This window comes from Olivibacter sp. SA151 (genome assembly GCF_054130995.1).
Map to the genome: position 1 here is coordinate 5,309,344 of NZ_CP096391.1, position 17,913 is coordinate 5,327,256.

12 protein-coding genes are annotated in these 17,913 nt (G+C 42.5%); 4 read left to right on the plus strand and 8 right to left on the minus strand.

Annotated features, from left to right (window positions below):
• Positions 1-114 precede the first annotated feature (114 nt).
• Together M1D52_RS21645 and M1D52_RS21650 are read right to left on the minus strand one after the other, a co-directional pair.
• Positions 115-306, minus strand: coding sequence for a hypothetical protein (locus M1D52_RS21645; protein WP_013665222.1), 192 nt, complete (start codon positions 304-306; stop codon positions 115-117).
• A gap of 759 nt (positions 307-1,065) precedes the next feature.
• Entirely contained in the window at positions 1,066-2,481 is a 1,416-nt protein-coding gene (locus tag M1D52_RS21650; protein ID WP_437393517.1) for an undecaprenyl-phosphate glucose phosphotransferase, read from the minus strand.
• A gap of 387 nt (positions 2,482-2,868) precedes the next feature.
• Here M1D52_RS21650 and M1D52_RS21655 point away from each other — a divergent pair, with 387 nt between their 5' ends.
• The 4 genes from M1D52_RS21655 to M1D52_RS21670 all read left to right on the plus strand — a co-directional run bounded on the left by M1D52_RS21655 (position 2,869) and on the right by M1D52_RS21670 (position 5,658).
• Positions 2,869-3,699: a sensor histidine kinase gene (locus tag M1D52_RS21655; protein ID WP_041387241.1), complete on the plus strand. Its 831-nt coding sequence runs from the start codon at positions 2,869-2,871 to the stop codon at positions 3,697-3,699.
• A complete protein-coding gene (locus M1D52_RS21660) occupies positions 3,700-4,395 on the plus strand; it encodes a LytR/AlgR family response regulator transcription factor (protein ID WP_437366139.1) in 696 nt (231 codons plus the stop codon).
• Between the two features lie 149 nt (positions 4,396-4,544).
• The gene (locus tag M1D52_RS21665) at positions 4,545-5,222 is read left to right on the plus strand and encodes a CpsB/CapC family capsule biosynthesis tyrosine phosphatase (RefSeq protein WP_013665217.1); all 678 of its coding nucleotides are present in this window, start codon (positions 4,545-4,547) and stop codon (positions 5,220-5,222) included.
• A gap of 262 nt (positions 5,223-5,484) precedes the next feature.
• Positions 5,485-5,658, plus strand: a complete 174-nt coding sequence (locus tag M1D52_RS21670; RefSeq protein WP_013665216.1) for a hypothetical protein — start codon at positions 5,485-5,487, stop codon at positions 5,656-5,658.
• Between the two features lie 78 nt (positions 5,659-5,736).
• Here M1D52_RS21670 and M1D52_RS21675 read toward each other — a convergent pair whose 3' ends face one another.
• The 6 genes from M1D52_RS21675 to M1D52_RS21700 form a co-directional block, all read right to left on the minus strand.
• Positions 5,737-7,200, minus strand: a complete 1,464-nt coding sequence (locus tag M1D52_RS21675; protein ID WP_130856123.1) for a SusD/RagB family nutrient-binding outer membrane lipoprotein — start codon at positions 7,198-7,200, stop codon at positions 5,737-5,739.
• A 10-nt stretch (positions 7,201-7,210) separates the two neighbouring features.
• Positions 7,211-10,444, minus strand: a complete 3,234-nt coding sequence (locus M1D52_RS21680; RefSeq protein WP_437393518.1) for a SusC/RagA family TonB-linked outer membrane protein — start codon at positions 10,442-10,444, stop codon at positions 7,211-7,213.
• Positions 10,445-10,801: 357 nt separating this feature from the next.
• Positions 10,802-12,436: a glycoside hydrolase family protein gene (locus M1D52_RS21685; protein ID WP_013665213.1), complete on the minus strand. Its 1,635-nt coding sequence runs from the start codon at positions 12,434-12,436 to the stop codon at positions 10,802-10,804.
• Between the two features lie 210 nt (positions 12,437-12,646).
• Positions 12,647-12,808 carry a hypothetical protein gene (locus tag M1D52_RS21690; protein ID WP_157622214.1) on the minus strand — a complete coding sequence of 54 codons (162 nt, stop codon included), beginning with the start codon at positions 12,806-12,808 and terminating at the stop codon, positions 12,647-12,649.
• Between the two features lie 115 nt (positions 12,809-12,923).
• Complete coding sequence (locus M1D52_RS21695) at positions 12,924-14,384, minus strand: RagB/SusD family nutrient uptake outer membrane protein (protein ID WP_437393519.1); 1,461 nt, start codon at positions 14,382-14,384, stop codon at positions 12,924-12,926.
• A 10-nt stretch (positions 14,385-14,394) separates the two neighbouring features.
• Positions 14,395-17,787, minus strand: coding sequence for a SusC/RagA family TonB-linked outer membrane protein (locus tag M1D52_RS21700; RefSeq protein ID WP_437393520.1), 3,393 nt, complete (start codon positions 17,785-17,787; stop codon positions 14,395-14,397).
• Positions 17,788-17,913: the final 126 nt, after the last annotated feature.

Consider the following 17,913-nt stretch of genomic DNA (forward strand, 5'->3'; position numbering starts at 1 on the left):
CCTGCTTCGCAATTTCTGATAACTAAATTGGAAACAAGCCTCAAATTTATGTCTGTGAGCCTAGTAGGCCCTGTCGCGCCCAAAGATCGGTTTAAGTAAAAATCTAATCTATAATTATTTCGCAAATAAAGTCAGATAACCATCGTTGATTTCAAAATCATCATATACGGGCATGAAAGGAGATTGCCGCGACACTTCAATAATTATTTCTCGTTTCTTACTATTGCTTCCAGAGCGCCCTCTCTCGCTCAACGGAAGCCTCGGTCCTTGCCTCAATAAGGCCGGTGCATTACTTTTACTATTCATTTAACAATTTTACAATTAGGTACTTACAGTTGTTTTTTACGGCACAAATGTACATAATAATCTTTTTCATATATATACCTAACACTAGATATTTTTGTATAAAACAATGAGTTTTAACATTTTTTAACGTACAGATGATATCAGGTGTAATTGGCGAATACCTTGATCCTAAAATAAAAAATCTTTATTTTCCAAAGGCAAATATGGATAAAAGCAACACAATCAACGAAATATAATCATACAAATGTGTACCAATGGTTCAATTATGAGTATGAGGAATCACGTTTTGTGAGTTGTAAGTTTTAAGTCCTATGTTTTACGTAATAGGGAGTAGTTGAGTAGTTCAGTAGTTGAGTCGTTCAGTAGTTGAGTAGTTGAGTCGTTAATATAGTTAAGTCGTTCAGTAGTTAGGGTAATTGCTTATCACTCATCATTCATAATTCACCACTCATCACTCACCACTCATCGCCTATAGCTTATTGCTTAAAGCCTATCGCTTACTAACAAACTCCCTTGTTCACTAGTTAGGGAGTAGTCGAGTAGTTAAGTCGTTCAGTAGTTGAGTCGTTAAATAGTTAAGTCGTTCAGTAGTTAGTGTAATTGCGAGTTGTAAGTGATGAATAGCAGCAGCAATACAAGCCTTATAGCTTATTACTCATCATTCATAACTCATCATTCATCATTCATAACTCACCACTCATCGCCTATAGCTTATTGCTTAAAGCCTATCGCCTACTAACAAACTCCCTTGTTCACTAATCAATAAGCCTGCTTATCGCCGATAATCATTCGCCAGAAGGTTAAGAAAATAATTTTCAAATCGAGCAAAAAAGTCCAGTGTTCAATATACCAGATATCATGTTCGATTCGCGCTTTTAATAGATTCGGATTTCCGGATTCTCCGCGTAGTCCGTTCACTTGAGCCCATCCCGTAATACCGGGTTTGGCTTGATGGCGTACAAGGTAGTTTTTTACAATATAGGTAGATTCGACATTCATCAGCGAAGCGTGCGGACGAGGCCCTACCACCGACATTTCGCCCCAAAGCACATTTAGGAATTGAGGAAATTCATCTAAGCTTGTTTTGCGAAGGAAACGCCCGATCGGCGTAATCCGGGGATCGTTCTTTTGCGCCTGTTGAAATTTACCAGCCTGATTGATATCAGGAGCCTTCACATACATTGATCTGAATTTATAACAGAGAAAAGGTCGGTTGCGTTTACCCCAACGTTCTTGTTTGTAAAACACGGGGCCTTCCGATCCCAACTTAATGAGAATAGCAATAAGAGGAAACAGCCAGGAGCATACGAAGACCAGCACAAATAAACTAAAGAAAATATCAAAGGCCCTTTTTGCTGCCCGATTATAAATATCTTCTAGCGGCTCATTCCGTACGCTCAACAACGGAAAACCACCAATCATGCTAAAGGTATACATCCCGGAATTACTCATTTGAAAGACATCCGGAATAATGCGAAGTCTTACCGCGTGGGCACTTAAGGCAGAAGCGATTTCTTTCGTATTATAAGATGTTTCCGGACCATCCGCAATAAACACCTCATCAATGTCGTTGATATCGCCTAGGGGTTGCCCTCCCACCATCAATATACGCTCCCCAAAGCTTTGGGCCGGCTGGGAAAAAGTCAAGGCGCCCTGAATGTGGCGCACCACTTCATAGCCGTAATACTTATTTTCTTTGATATACCTACAAAATTGCTGGCCATGCGCTCCCCCTCCAATCACGAGTGCACGACGGCGTAAGTAGCCATGGCGAAATACCATCAAATAGATTTTCTTAAGCAGAATCTTACTGAAAGGTATGAAGAAAGCAACCAGACAGCCATAGATCACAACAAAAGTTCGCGAATAGTCATTTTCCTTTACAGCAAAAATGAACAAAACCACCAACATCACCTGCCATAAAATCGTATTAGCTGTTTTAAACAGTTCACGCATCTGGTTTTCTTGGATCTTATCTTCATATAATCGATTGGAACGAGCGGTAAAGTACCACCCACAAAGCAAAAAAAGTAGAAATCCCGCATCATAAAGGCTCAGCTGATAAAAATACTCGTAGTTACTAAATCGAACAGCAAGTAAAAAGGAAAGGATAATAAAGAAAAAATCGGTAACTACGTGTGTAAAATGAAAGAGGTAACGGCTGCTTAAATCCATAAAAGGGAAATTACGAGAAAAATTTAACAAAAATGTTTATTCCTGTGAAATGCGCTCAACAAACATCATACCGGTAAATAAAATTCAAGAAAAGGCCATATTGCATACATATTTTTCATAAAATCGTGAAAAAAACCAACTTAAATGCACAAAAACATAGAGTTAACACAATTAATATAAATTTAATATCAGCAAGAAAAAGCGATTTTAAACGCAACAAGACATTTTTACATTTTTTAAAAAGAAATCGAGTGGAAAATTAAAAATATTGGCATGATTTTTAATATTTAATAGCGAATTTGCAAATAAGATACTCAGCAAACAGGCAATACGTTCTTTACCACTAAGAGAATTTTGCTTTTTTCACGTCTAAAAGAAAGAGATATTGTGATACCATTTTTAATCAGTGATATTCCTAAAAAGCCTATTCCCATGCGAATGAAGGGTATGTTTGCACTTTTGGACGCCGGCTTTTTCGGTATCCTTGGCTTTGTTCTCACCGTTGTGAGTATCTTTTTTATTAGCCGGCACAAAAATAGACAACGTATTCACAGGCTAAAGCGAGAATATGCTGAGTTAGACGAACGTTATCAGGCTTTACGCAACAAAACAGAATCGCACGAGCTGTTCATAAACGAAACACATCATCGCGTCAAGAATAATCTACAGTTTGCGTCCTCTTTATTGAACATGCACATACGTACAAGTAAGCACCCCGAAGTAAAAAAAGCCCTTCACGATAGCGCTGTGCGACTTCAATCGATGCTTTTAGTGCACCAAAAGCTATACACTGATAATTTACATGACACCATTGATTTAGCAAACTATACGAAAGATTTAGTCCATTACATCGTAAAGAGTTATAGCGGACAAGAACAAATACAAAAAAAAATCAATATCTGTGCGGCTAAAGTAAAAACTGATGTTATCATACCGTATGGTTTACTGATTACCGAACTGATTACCAATTCAATTAAATATGCGAGACAAGAAGATGAACACCTACAAGTAACCATCCAGGTTACGCCCACAGAAGCAGGGTACTATCGTTTGTATTACAGTGACAACGGCCCGGGCATTTCTTCGGGCATCAATTGGGAACAAACAGGTACCATGGGCCTACGCCTGCTAACCAACCTTACAAAACAACTACAGGGAACGATCCATTACGAATTTAACGAAGCCTCCATTTTTAAAATTAATTTCAGAAGTACATAGATGCAAAATTTACGAATTCTTATAGTTGAAGACGAGATGATCATTGCATTGGACATGCAGGAAATGCTCGAAGAAGTTGGTTACTCCGTGTGCGGTATAGCGGCTGATTACGAGGAAGCATTAAGCCTCGTAAAAGAAAAAACGCCGGATCTCGTGCTTTTAGACATTGGCATACGCAGTGCACGAAGCGGTATCGATGTGGCTCGCGTGTTACGCATTAAGGGTATACCCTTCATTTTTACGACCTCGCACGCGGAACCCGCCACGATCGAAAACGCAAAAGATACACGGCCCTACGGTTACCTTATCAAACCTTTTACCAAGATTGACTTATATGCTGCCATCGAGATTGCCATGAGTCATTTTCAAAAAACAGACGAGCCAAGCTTGTTTCTGCCTATGGGTCGGAATAAACATCACGTATCGTTAAAGGACTTAGTTTTTATTAAGGCAAATGGTAATTATGTGGAATTGCAGATTGGCACCAGAAGAGTAGCCCTTCGAAAAAATTTAAAGGAATTCGAAGCTAAATTACCTGCAGGACACCCTTTTTTACGTGTACATAAGTCATACCTTGTCAATCGTTCCCATATTCATTCTTTTAACCAATTGGAACTAAAGCTGAAAGATGGCACCGGTATACCGATAGGTCGGACTTACTTTGCGGATATCAAATCAAATTTATTGATTGTTTAGCATATTCCTAACAAACCGAACAAATAGCCATCAGTTTACACACAGAAATACGTCATTTAGACACAAAACGAAAACACTTGCGAAACGAGTTGAGCAAATACGATTATATTTATACATCATATCACAAGTATTGTATAAATTATATAAGAATGTTTTCAATTTTACCAACTCAATCAGCAACGTATACAGGCAATAGGGTTGGAAGCATACTCGCTGCCGATATACATATTGATTTACTGAAACCAAGTTTCGGCTATTTCAATAGCACTGATGTAACCGAAGAACTGAAAAACGCCGGCTATGCTTGCATCTTCGGAGCTGTGAGTCAGGATGCTGTAGATGCTAAAACGTTTAACAGCGCCTTGCCAATACATTCAATTAGGCTTTATCATTTGGATACGGACGGAGCCCTTCTTCAACAAGAAAAATTAGAGACTTTTGGAAAAAATTATGTGCTGTTAGAGGCACCGGCAGATATTTTAAGCCGCGATCTGGAAGATGTCGTCGCTTATCTCACCGGTAAAGGCCTGCAACCGGTACTGGCTAAAACAGAGCAATACGCTTGCTTGCAAGATAACTATCGGAATATAACACGCCTTCACTTGCAAGGATGCCTGTATGAAAGTGATTTACTTTCCTTAGCTGGATCTAATGGGGTCGACGCAAAGCGTGTAGCACAGAAATTATTTAAAGAAGAACGTGTAAGTTTTGTAGGATCAGGTGCACGGAATACCGATGATCAACAAATGATCAACGAGCTTTTTCATTCAAAGAAATTAATGAAACAGTTGCAGTCAGCTTGCATAAAAAACAAAGAAATTATTTAACCAAGAATACCTGAACAACGGCGGTGATCATGGCCCTATGATCATCGCTTTGAAAATTCACTAACCTTCATATTGCCGAACATAATCGGCACAACTTTCTATTTCCTAATTTGTAGGTATTTCGTATTTCGAAATTATCCGCTACCTTTGATTCTAAAACCTATAGGGAGGGGTTCTTTCAATGATATAAAAGCTTTGTGATACAGAATCTTACCAAGTAACAAGAATCCCCACTGTGCGTTGTGTGTATAAATAAGTTAACATGATGTTATTTAACATTTTCATGCGTCATCATGGGGTCGTGACGCTGGTGATGGAAAACGTATTGGCTACCGAAGTCGATAGTCTCGTGAAATCACTGAATGCATTGAACGATGACGGCGAGGTATACTATAAAGTACCCGTCGATAATCGGCGTTCACAGGAAAGACAATAAAAGAGCTATAAAACAAAGGCGAGGCGCTAACGTAGTGATTAGGGCCTCGCCTTTGTTTTGATACGATCAGTTATTTTTTTATCTATCCCACCAAACTTTCGTCATGATATCATCACCACCGATCCGATTAGCCGCTTCCTGGTAATTCGTTGGATTTGATCTGCGGATTTCTGTTGGATACATGAAACGGGTTGGCATGACACCATCATGTAGCATATACTCTGTTTTCGGAAGTTCCGGGTAACCGGTTCGCCTATACTCAAACCACTGCTGATAATCATTATAAAATAGAGCAATATACTTTTGTTCCATCAACTGCTTCATCGTTCCATTGAATGCTACCACGGGATGGTTTAGATAGCCTTGGGGCATAACACCATTTTTCCACTGGGTGATCCCTGCAGCAACACCTTTTTCGTAAGCTGCTTTTGCCGCATTTAAATCTCCTCGTTCCAAAGCTACTTCCGCTTTAATAAGCTCCACCTCGGCATAACTCATCATCACTTCAACAATCTCCGTCCCCAAAGTGGTATAAACCATGAGGTCGGCATTCGGCTGACTTGGATTGAAATTGAATTGTGAGGCATCCCCTGAATGCGCCGCCGGTACGCCTTTATAACCGATATCGACGGGCTTACCCCCTTCTAAACGGCTCGCTCCTGTCATAAACAAGCTACGCCTCGGATCTTCTTGTGCATTTAGTAAATCGACAAAGAAGGATGCCATAGCCTTAGCATTGGCATAATCCTGCCTTCTGCCCCAGGCATAATCATAAGGGGAATTTCCTGTAATGGTTACAAAGGCAGCTTCAGCATTACTTGTGAACACCGGATATTGATCCGGATTATCGATTATTGTTTGCAACCGTTCATAGCTATTCATTTCCGTTCTTTTAGACATGCGCAGCAATAAACGCATCAACAAGGAGTTATTAAAGCGCTGCCACTTCGTCTTATCGTTACTATAAAGCAGATCCTCTCCAAACATCTTGGAGTCATCTGTCGCATAAATGGTATTCGCCTCTTCTAATTGTGCAATAAGGTTTTCATAAATTTCCTGTTGTGTATCAAAGCGTGGTTGACTGATACCTTCAGCGGCCTTCATTGCCTCAGAAAAAGGGACATCTCCGAAACTGTCGGTGAGAATCCCCATTATATAGGCCTTTAAGGTAGCCGCTACAGCCCTGTAGACAGGTAAATTGTAATTGTCGGCTGCAGTTTCCATCTCCCTAATATTGGCCATCCACTTATAACACGTATTCCAAGTTCCATTTCCTGAATTTTCATTCAAGTCATAACGGTGAATCCCATTAGAAACGCTTGGATGAGGAATGCATACCTGCATCATCTGCCAATCAAAGTTGTAGCTCTGCTCGGTAAAATAAGTGCTCATGTTATAGATAACGGGTGTAAGCATACTACCTGGTGATACCACCTCCAACTTATTGGGATCGGTATTAATTTCTTCAAAGTCCTTTGTGCAGGCGCTCATCCCTAAAAAGGATACAATAGCCAATGTTTTGATATACGGTTTTAGTTTCATCAGTCAACAATTAGAATTTTACATTTAGATTCATTCCCCATGTCCGCGGTGTAGGCATTTGTCCCATCTCGACGCCTGGAATAATGGTGGCTCCATTTAAAGCTGCCGTCTCCGGATCGAAAATCGGGAACTTGGAAATCATCGCTAAGTCGCGACCAAAGACCGCAATACTCGCACCGCCCACTCGAAGTTTTTTACATAACTCCTTGGGTAAAGCGTATTCAATACGTGCTTCCCTTAATTTAACATACGAGGCATCAAAGCTATTGGTTTCTACATTGGCTCTTCTATAATAATCAGCATACCAGGTATTAATGGCCACCGGTGTTGTATTAGGTGAATAACTGCCATCTGCGTTTTGCACCACACCATCGCCAACGACGGTACCGGTTTCCCGCCCCAATAAAGTATGACCTAACTTACCCTGTTCAGTCATTTTATGGTGACTTTGCGAATAGACAATCCCACCATATTGTCCGTCAATCGATATGCTTAAACGCCAATTCTTGTAAGAGAACTCATTCTGAAAACCACCACGCCATAAAGGGTAAGCGTTACCGATTTTCTCTATATCAGTAGGTCGTAACGCCAAGCCCGTTTTTGCATCAAATACCACTTGCCCGGCCTCATTACGTACTAAACCGTAGCCATAAAGGTCTCCAATCGATCCGCCCTTCGTGGCGTAGAAATATACCGTACCACTTTCGGCATAAAGCTGTTGGTCTACTCCCATATCTTCGCTCAAGGTCAAAATCTTGTTTACATTCTTTGCCCACGTAATGGTGGTGTTCCAATTGAAATCTTTACTGACTATAGGTTTGCCGCTCAGTAAGATTTCAACACCCTGATTCTGGATTTTCCCTGCGTTGATGAAGCGCTCTTGATAACCCGTTGTCACATCTAATGGAACTCGCAACACTTGATTTACCGTATTATTCGTATACAGGTTTACATCTGCATTGATGCGGTTATTAAACAGCATGAAATTAACACCACCCTCCCACGAGGTTGAAATTTCAGGCTTAAGATCGTCATTGAACAAGATAGCAGGTGCACCGGCCGAACCAGGAAAAGGCGAAGTTTCAAAATAGCTGCGAGTACGATACGGATCGGTATCGGTGCCCACTTGAGCCCACGACAAACGTGCTTTGGCAAAAGAGATCAATTCAGGCAATTCGAATAGATCACTCAAAACATAACTTGAACTCACCGAAGGATAGAAATAGGAATTGTTGCCATCGGGTAAGGTAGACGACCAATCGTTTCTTCCGGTTACATCTAAAAAGATTTTATCTTTCCAACCGATATTGATCAAACCATAAACACTATGGGTTTTACGTTCAACAGTTTGGTTTTCGGCCACAGCCTGTGTTAGGGCATTAGACAGTTTATAGATACCCGGAACCATCAAACCCCGTGCAACTCCATTACTGGTTCTGATTTGATTATGCATAAAGTTTGCCCCTACCGACCCTGTAAAAGAGAAGTCCTCGCTCAATTTATCACGATAGGTCAACAATCCGTCCGTATTGGTCTCTTTGAAAAACACGTCTTGTTGTTTATAATACCCTTGGGGGAAATTTGCCGTATTATAGGGCCGCCGTTGCTCGCGCTGATCCTGCCTCATATTTAAGCCGGAACGGAGCATCAATTCCCATTTACTGTTAAAGCTATAGATACCCTGCAAGTTCCCTTCCAAGTTGGTACTGCGCAGACTATTGGTCATCTCATAGGCAATTAAGAAAGGGTTCTCAATAAAGGAGCTAAAAGGGTGAATTTGTTCTATGTTTTCCATGCCGGGCTTCCAAATGGGACGATACCAATCCAGATCAACATTCGGATTTTGGAAGATCATAAAATAGCCGATCGACTGATTGTTATAACCTGTACCCGGGAGGTTATCGCTGTTCTTATTAGTAAAAGACAACTTCGCGTTCAATTTCAATTTCTCGGTCAGTTGCGCGCTGGTATTCAAACTCGCCACTAAACGGTCGAAACCCGTGTTCGGCATAATCCACTTATTTTTGGTATGCGTAATGGAAGCTCTCGCCGAAAATCGATCGGTTGCTCCATCCAAGGCTACGCTATTAGTAAAGTTTGTTCCCGTGCGCCAAAAGCTTTTGATATTATCCTTGTAAGGTACCCATGGCACACGCGTGGCCGATTGTGCACCCGTTGCGGGATCGTATTGGAAATATGACTGACCGTCAAACTTAGGTCCAAACGCACTGGAGGTAGAACCCGTATTCGCCCCATCTTCCGATAAATCATACGAATAGTAAAGCTCACCTGCGGCGTTGCGGTTTTGTACACCCTGCCCATACTCGTATTGATAATCCGGCCAACGTAAAACATCACTGATACTGGTATTGGAATTGATTGTAATGCCAATCCCCCCTTCATGTTTAGCGCCTGATTTAGTGGTAATGATCAAAGCTCCGTTACCAGCTCTGCTACCGTAGAGAGCGGTTGCCGCGGCTCCTTTTAAGACGGTGATCGACTCAATATCGTCCGGATTAATATCGCCTAAACCGTTTCCGAAATCGATTGGAATATCTTTATCCGCACCACTTGCACCCGCACCATAAGCCTGATCAACTCCCGAGCTGATATTTCCATTGATCATGGGGATACCATCCACCACAATCAAGGCCTGATTTTTGGCTGGGTCGAGTGATAAATTGCCACGCAAGTTAATCCGCGAGGTATTCAGCGGACCCGAGCTGGCCTGTGTAATATTTAAACCAGCTACTTTTCCTTTAAGGGCTTCTGACCAATTGTTTGGCATCGCTTCGGTCAAGTCTTTATTATCGAGCTTAGATACCGAATAGCCCAGCGCTTTTTCATCCCTTTTGATACCCAATGCCGTTACCACCACTTCGCTTAAGTCGGTACTTGCACTGCCAAGTGAAATCAATAAGCTTTGATTATCCTCCGTAAATCTGGTGGAATACGGCTGATAACCCATGTACTGAAAGCGTACTTCCGCTCCTCGTGGTACTTTTACCTGAAATTTTCCATTGACATCGGTCACCCCGACGGCCTTACCATCAGCTATAATGGAAACGGAGGGAATCGTTTCGCCGGTTTCGGCCGACTTTACCAGGCCTGCAAGTGCAATTTCTTCCTGCGGTGCTTCTGTTAAGTGAATGTGGTTGTTTAGTTTTGCCAAACTTACCTGATTCGTAACACTGAGGCCTGCCACCAATAAGCTTGTAAAAAAATAGGGTTTAAAATGTTTCATACTACCTTTTCAATTTGGCGCAAGAATAGCCCTATTATGTTAAGTGTAGGTTAACTTACTATTATGCGTAAAAGTTACACGGACTCGTTACAATTGTCCGGTATACTCATTACAATTGTTTGGTATTTTATTACGTAGATAAACCTCAATTGTCCATTTTTTAGGACAAAGGCACTATACCTGCCGAGGATTTCATTTCTAATTCCGCGCTAATCTAACTGAAAAACGACGAAAACATTTGGCACAGGATTTGAAAATAATAAGATAGGTTTAGGTTGATTAAAAAAAGACGAACGTCCGGCATCCCCAAAAGCCGGACGTTCTCATTTCATAGCACCGACAAAGTGTACCTCCAGCCTACCACCGAAAGTCAAAAGTCGATTTAACATTATTATTGGCTTCGATTTCAATGCTATAATTGTCATTTATCACAAGCCTGGGCGGACCTTTAGGCACTAAATCAAGCATGACCTGATCAAAAGGATTTAACGGTACTACTTGACTGCTGGCTACTAGCTCCTTTCTTCCATTCCGAATACGATAAAGCGAAACCTTTGCCTTATTCGAGCGTACTTCGCCAAAATTAGTCACCTCCACAACAAGCCTCTTATTGTCTTTTAAAATCGGTTTTCTTGCTGATAAGATGGACTCACGATAAACTAGCCAAGGTGCTCGTGTATATCCATAAAGCAGCTTTCCCTTCTTTGATCTGCCAATCAGCTTAGGAGCGAACTCCGTTTCTGTAATGCCATGCCCTTTCGCGTCAAACCGGACGATTAAATCCTTACCATCTGCTTCTGCATCCAATGCACTACACCCGCCGCCATAGTTAACTTGGTCGGAAGCACCGAAACGTAAGCTTTTCACATCCACCTCTTCCAAGGGATTGAAGCCAGGCTCTGCCATAATCTTCACTCGTATTTCTTTGGTTTTATCCGTTGGCATTTTTTTGTCAAGCATACTGATTAACAAGCCCGGATTTAGCGGAATGGCAATATTTTTAGAGCTATGCATATCATTACCTTTATCAAAGTCTTTCTCTACATCGATCACCGCAAAGTTTGCCTGTATGGCCCTACCGTGGTGGTCTTGCAATACTTTCATCCGCTCAAATTTATACCATGCTTCCTTAGTGCCATCTTGATGTAAAGCGATTTGATTCGTATAGGCCTCTCCGGGATCCGTTATCCAGTTAACGCCATCTTTTGATCGTAAATAAAAGGCAATTCTACCCAGCCAATCGTTCACTATTAAATGATACTGAATGTGATCACGCCAAACCACCGGGTCTTCAAATTCGCCTTCCACGTCTGGATATACACGTCGATCGCTTACCTGATAGAAAGGAGAAAGGCCGTCATTGCTAAACCAGACACCCCCTCCCCTGCAGACCATGAGATAAGAACCATCCCCCCGTTTAGCAAAGGTTAGATTAGACAAACCTTCGATAATTTTTCGATCCCGTTTATCAAAGTGAAAGGTATCCTGCTTCCAAGGGCCGTTAAGTGAAGAAGCCGTATACCGTTTATCAATAACATATAACACATAAGTACCGTTTTTCAACCGGAAGACTTCGGGATTATGCCCAGGGCCTATGGTGTCCTTAATGCTATAGGGTCCGTGCATCTGTTTACTCACGGCGTGGTATACGGTCGACCGTGGCCATTGGTGATGGCCCTTCGGCCATTTTTCATCCCAGCCGCAAACATACAGGTTATAAAGCTGCCCAACACTGTCATAAACAATGTTACCGCCCCAATAAGAGCGTTCCTTATCTTCTATCCCATTATCAATATAGCGTTTCTGTACCCCCACAGCGCCCCACAATCCAGTTTGCCTATGGCCTTTAACCATTGGCGAAAAACGGTCGATGAAACGTCCGCCCATCACTAAACTGTCCCACTTTGTAGGACGGGGACGCTCAGTAACCTGACCATATACCAGCTTACTCAGTGTCAATAAGGTATAAACCGTGTAAATTAAATATTTCATATGTATATCATTTGTTTTTTATGGCACTCACGCTACATCGTGATTACTTTTATTTTAACTTCTTTCTTTCTCCGCGAAAGAAAGGAAGCAAAGAAAGCTCGCCGCTTCCTGCCTACCGCAGGCAGGCAAAATTTACAGGAGTGGTAGTGCCTCCCAGTGCTCGCTGTAAATTTTGGAGGCGGCATCTTGTAGAACGATCGGCTTTTACTTTTAACCGGACGTATCATTATCTTCAGCCCTAATATAGCCCTGCGCGTGGGTAAAACGGCCTTGGAGGATACCGACGCAACGAGCAGCAAAGCATTTGCAGTATTGTTCATATTGCACTATCCAAGCGTATTGAAGAAGTGAAACGGCTCCAATACGTGCCATGAATGTTTTGCCATCAGGTGCAAGATAGCCTACAAAGCCTTGATTTTGCTCAACTTTGATCAAGCAAAGTTGATTAAGAAAAAAGTTCCTTTTTTAAATTAACTTATAAATAATTTTAATAATTCGGGTTTTGCTCCAATACACCTTCACTTTTATCGATTTCCGTTTGCGGCAAAGGCCAATGATAAAAGCGCTCTTCAAATCGATACGTAAGGATACCATCTTTCACATTATTGAGCACCTCTTCTGCTATCCGCCAACGCTTCAGATCAAAATAGCGCAAGCCTTCAAAAGCCAACTCTAAACGGCGTTCCTTGCGAATAGCCGCTCGCATTGCTTCCTTGGTCAAACCCGCAGCTAGCGGATCCAACTTGGCACGTAAACGTATCGCATTTAAAGCATCTAACACCTCCTGTGTAGGCCCTGAAAGCTCATTCTCAGCTTCTGCAAAAGAAAGCAATACCTCCGCGTAACGCAGCATAACCCAGTCTTGCTGACTTTGTGTCGAATAACCATAAGGTATCAGGCCCGGCGTCAGAAATTTCTTTAACCCGTAGCCGGTAGGCACATTATTGGAAGGCCGATGGACAACACCGTCAAAATTCACCACCTTATCAAAAATCGTCAGGTCTCGACGAATGTCACCTGGTTCAAATGCATTAAAAAGGTTAGGTAAGGGACTAACCACCGCCCAATCACCATACCATTGATCCATTGGCGTTGCATTATTGGGTGCTAGAAACTTGATGGAAAAAATAATTTCCGGATTACCCTCTTGTGTACCGTCCCTAAAGGTGCTCTCAAAGGAGGGAGTCAATGTATAACCGGCCGCCATGATTTCTTTTGCCAAGGTACTCGCCTCACTTAACAAAGCGGGATCAGGCGTTCCATTTTCATCATAGGCTGCATAAAGTAACACCCGTAGTTTTAACGCTTGTGCGGATGTTTTAACTATATGGCCATCTCCACTAGCGTAAAGAGTTGATCCTAAATTGGCAATGGCTACGTCCAAGTCAGCAAGTGTCTGCGCCAATACATCCGCTTCAGCAGCCTTTGGCTGAACTTGATTTTCCAAAGTGAGCGGCTCCGTTACCACAGGCACTGCACCATAACAGGCATAGAGCATATAGTAGTAGAAGCCACGCATAAAGCGAACCTCCCCCTCATAGCGCGAACGGGCAGCTGCATCCAATTCCGCCCCCTCGTAAGCACTTAATTTAGAAAGAAAGATATTGGCCCGGGCTATGCCACTATAACATGCATTGTAAATATCAACAATATATCCTCCCGAGGAAGGAAAAATTTCACCGCGCACAATGCCTTGGCTGCCGTTATAATTATGTTGACCGTAGCCATTATCCGTCAACACATCCCAATTAGGACTACCATAGGAAAAGATGCTATTTTGCAACTGCCCATAAATAGCGGTTAGTGCCATATCAAAATCGGCTTTCGATTTCCAGTACTGATCACCCGTTAAACGATCCAAGGGATCTTTATCAAGAAAATCTTTACTACAACCACCCATGCTTAACAGAAAAAGGGTGGTACACATCCATAATATATACTTTTTCATCGTGTTCAACTTAAAATTGCACATTTAGACCAAACGAATAGATTTTGTTTTGAGGATAGCCTACGAAAACACCATTTCCGCCCCGCTCCGGATCCAAACCCGGATAATCCGTAAGGGTAAACAAGTTGTCGCCCGAGAAAAACAGACGCAGCTTTCTCAAACCTATCCGCTCTACTAAATTAGCCGGGAAGGTATAACCGATCGTGATATTCTTTAACCGTAAATAAGAAGCATCCTGTAAATAATAGCTAGATGTCCGCCGCACTTTTGCCGGTGCATCAAAACCCCAATATATTCGCGGCATCGTTGTCGACGGGTTCTCCGGTGTCCACCGATTGCGCCAATCGGTTGTAGGTGGCGATCCCTGAATAAAAGGTACCGTGCCCCAATCGGCGACATAAATTTTTCTCCCCTCTACTCCTTGGAACATAAAGGAAAGATCGAAGTTCTTCCAGCTAGCGTTGCCCGTAAAGGCATATTCAAACGAGGGATATTGCCCCCCGAGATAGGTCCGGTCATCATCATCGATAATACCGTCACCATTTTGATCCTTAAAGATCAAATCACCTGGCTGTGTATCGTCATTATATTGACGGGGAGATGCCTGTATTTGTTCTTCGCTTTGAAAAATGCCGATCCACTCCAACATATAAAAAGTATCCCAAGGACGACCTTCCTCCTTAATCGTATTACTGCCAATTTCGCGCTGCCCGAACTTCACCAACTTATTTCGGAAACGATCAATGTTCCCACCAAAACTATATGATAAGCCTTCTAAAGCGCCTGATTGTACGCGTCTACTATAACGCAGCGCAAGCTCAATACCCTCATTCTGCATGGTACCACTATTGATATTTGGCGCTGTAAGCCCTACTACGCCGGTTAATTGGGATGGCCGAAGAATATCGGAAGTTGTTTTCCGATACCAGTCTAGGGTAAGGTCCAAACCGTTTAAAACAGCCAAGTCCAAACCAATATCGGCAATTTTGGTCGTCTCCCAAGTAAGTAGCTGGTTCGCCAAGGCCGTCTGCGCCGCACCGGTGCTTAAATTGGCATTGTCAAATGGATAATTGCCGGTATAATTTAAAATATCCTGGTAAGGGTATGGGTATGTTTCCTGATAAGCATATTGATAAGGCGAGCTACTCCGGATATCAATATTGATATTCTGATTTCCCAATTCCCCATAGGAGCCACGGATTTTCAGGTTATTCAACCAGCTCAAATCTGCTTGCTTCACAAAAGATTCTTCGGAAACCCGCCATGCTCCGGACACAGATGGGAAAGCCCCCCAGCGATGGTCGTTGTGCAATCGGGAGGTTCCATCATAACGCATGTTTACTTCCAATAAATAGCGTTCCTTATAATTATAGGTAAGCCGACCGAAGAATGAACGCATCGCCCACTCGTAGGTAGAACCGCTTGAGTTCTGCACTGCTAACCCCCCGGCATCCAACTCCTTCAAGTCCGTACTGAAAAAGTCGCGGCGATAGCCATATAAGTATTCATGCTTATTTGCTTCCTGGCTGAAACCAAGCTGCGCCGATAATTGATGACTGCCTGCAAAAACATCGTCATACTTTAAATAAGTAAATAAGTTGGTATATCGATTTTCGCTGTTGTTAACCCCAAGTCCCTTGCCACCTACATCTAAATCTGTCGCGAAATCACCTGTTTGGTAATTATACAGCGGCACTACCGGACGCCAGTCTTTCGATTTGTCAAAGTCCGCAACAATAGCCGCTTTAGAATACCAGTTCAATTTTTTACTCAACTGCACATCCAACCAGCCTTGCAAATTAACCGAGTAGTCACGATTCTTCCAGAATACCTCGTTCTCCACAATGGCCAACATATTTTTATTGTTGTATTCAAAATCATAGGCTTTAAATGCATAACGTCCATCCGGAAGCTTTGGCAAATACGTAGGAGCCTGTGATATGGTAGCAATAAAAGCATCTTGTGCTCCTTGACGAGGGCGGGAAACATCGCCTTGTTTTACACTTATGTTAGCCCCTATTTTAATATGGTCGTTGATAGAAGAACCAATATTAAAACGGGCATTGTACCTTTTGTATTCAAAACCCTTCATCACGCCGGGTTGATCAATATAACCCAATGATAAATTGTAGTGCGTACCACCGGTACCACCGCTGATTCCGAGATTATGTGTTTGTACAAAAGCAGGATTGAACATAATATCCAACCAATCAGCATTTGGATACTGCACCCTATCGGTTGCATTCCGATATAAATCGATCGCTTCCTGAGGATATAAGCCGGCGGTATTGCCATTATTCAATCTTGCCTCATTCCAAAGTTCCATATATTCGGCCGAGTTGGTAATGAGATCGAACAATCTTGTAGGGGTGTGCACGGCACCATTAAAGGTATAGTCGACCACAAAACCGCCGGACTGACCTGCTTTGGTGGTCACTAAAATAACCCCGTTTGCTGCTCTAGATCCGTAGATCGACGCCGAGGCAGCATCTTTCAATACCGACACGTTCTCGATATCATTGGGGTTAACGTCGTTTAAGCTTCCTTCTACCCCATCAATCAACACCAATGGGTTAGAACCTGCGCCACTGAAAGTACCCTGCCCACGAATTCGGACAGACAGCCCCTCGTTTCCGGGTTCACCCGAATTCTGTACAACACGTAGACCCGGCACCTGTCCTTGCAACATGGATGCGGCATTGGTTACCGGTCGTTTCACCAACTCTTCTCCACTCACGGTCGCTACGGCACCTGTTAAGTTCGCTTTCTTTTGGGTACCATATCCCACTACAACTACTTCATCAAGGTTAGCAGGATCCTCTATCATGACCACTTCCAAAAAGCTACGATTATTCAGCGATACTTCCTGCTCTTGGTAGCCGATATAACGAAACACCAGCGTCGCATTGCTCGGTACGGAGATGGAAAAAGTGCCGGTTTCATTCGTTGAAGTACCCTTACCCGCAGCGTTTTTCAGCAACACGGAAACGCCTCCCAAGGGCAACCCCGCCTTATCCCGTACGATTCCCTTTATGGCAAGCTGCTTTTGTCCACGTGCACGCCTTAATACCACATTATTGCCTGACGCCTCATAGCTAATACGTAAAGGATCCAACAATTCGTCCAATAATCCGCCCAAGGGCCGATCCTTAGCAATAATCGTTACAGTCTGATCGACATTAATGAGTGCCGGACTATAAATGAAGTGAATGTTGAAAGCCTGTTCAATGTCTTTTAACAAAACTTGTAAAGAGGCCTCTTTTTTTGAAAATGTAATGCGCTCATTGAGTATTCCCTGCCCATGGGTATTAGCCGCCCAAGTGCTCCCCAGAAGGAATACTGCCATTAATAATTGTAATGTGCCTGTCCTCATGACAACAATAAATGTTGATTTTTTTTCCATACATTTGGTTGTTAGGTTTACTGAAAATTTAACAAATAGCCCCCAAACCACTTTGACGAGCGGTAATAAATTGATGGGCTGAAACTTACCCGCTAATGATGTTCCAGCAGCTTTAGCGGGTTTTTA

Excerpts from the sequence above, each read along its gene's own strand:
- M1D52_RS21695 (WP_437393519.1), bottom strand. The coding sequence starts at position 14,384 with ATGAAAAAGTATATATTATGGATGTGTACCACCCTTTTTCTGTTAAGC.
- M1D52_RS21665 (WP_013665217.1), top strand. The coding sequence starts at position 4,545 with ATGTTTTCAATTTTACCAACTCAATCAGCAACGTATACAGGCAATAGG.
- M1D52_RS21675 (WP_130856123.1), bottom strand. The coding sequence starts at position 7,200 with ATGAAACTAAAACCGTATATCAAAACATTGGCTATTGTATCCTTTTTA.
- M1D52_RS21650 (WP_437393517.1), bottom strand. The coding sequence starts at position 2,481 with ATGGATTTAAGCAGCCGTTACCTCTTTCATTTTACACACGTAGTTACC.
- M1D52_RS21670 (WP_013665216.1), top strand. The coding sequence starts at position 5,485 with ATGATGTTATTTAACATTTTCATGCGTCATCATGGGGTCGTGACGCTG.
- M1D52_RS21690 (WP_157622214.1), bottom strand. The coding sequence starts at position 12,808 with ATGGCACGTATTGGAGCCGTTTCACTTCTTCAATACGCTTGGATAGTG.
- M1D52_RS21645 (WP_013665222.1), bottom strand. The coding sequence starts at position 306 with ATGAATAGTAAAAGTAATGCACCGGCCTTATTGAGGCAAGGACCGAGG.
- M1D52_RS21660 (WP_437366139.1), top strand. The coding sequence starts at position 3,700 with ATGCAAAATTTACGAATTCTTATAGTTGAAGACGAGATGATCATTGCA.
- M1D52_RS21680 (WP_437393518.1), bottom strand. The coding sequence starts at position 10,444 with ATGAAACATTTTAAACCCTATTTTTTTACAAGCTTATTGGTGGCAGGC.
- M1D52_RS21700 (WP_437393520.1), bottom strand. The coding sequence starts at position 17,787 with ATGGAAAAAAAATCAACATTTATTGTTGTCATGAGGACAGGCACATTA.
- M1D52_RS21685 (WP_013665213.1), bottom strand. The coding sequence starts at position 12,436 with ATGAAATATTTAATTTACACGGTTTATACCTTATTGACACTGAGTAAG.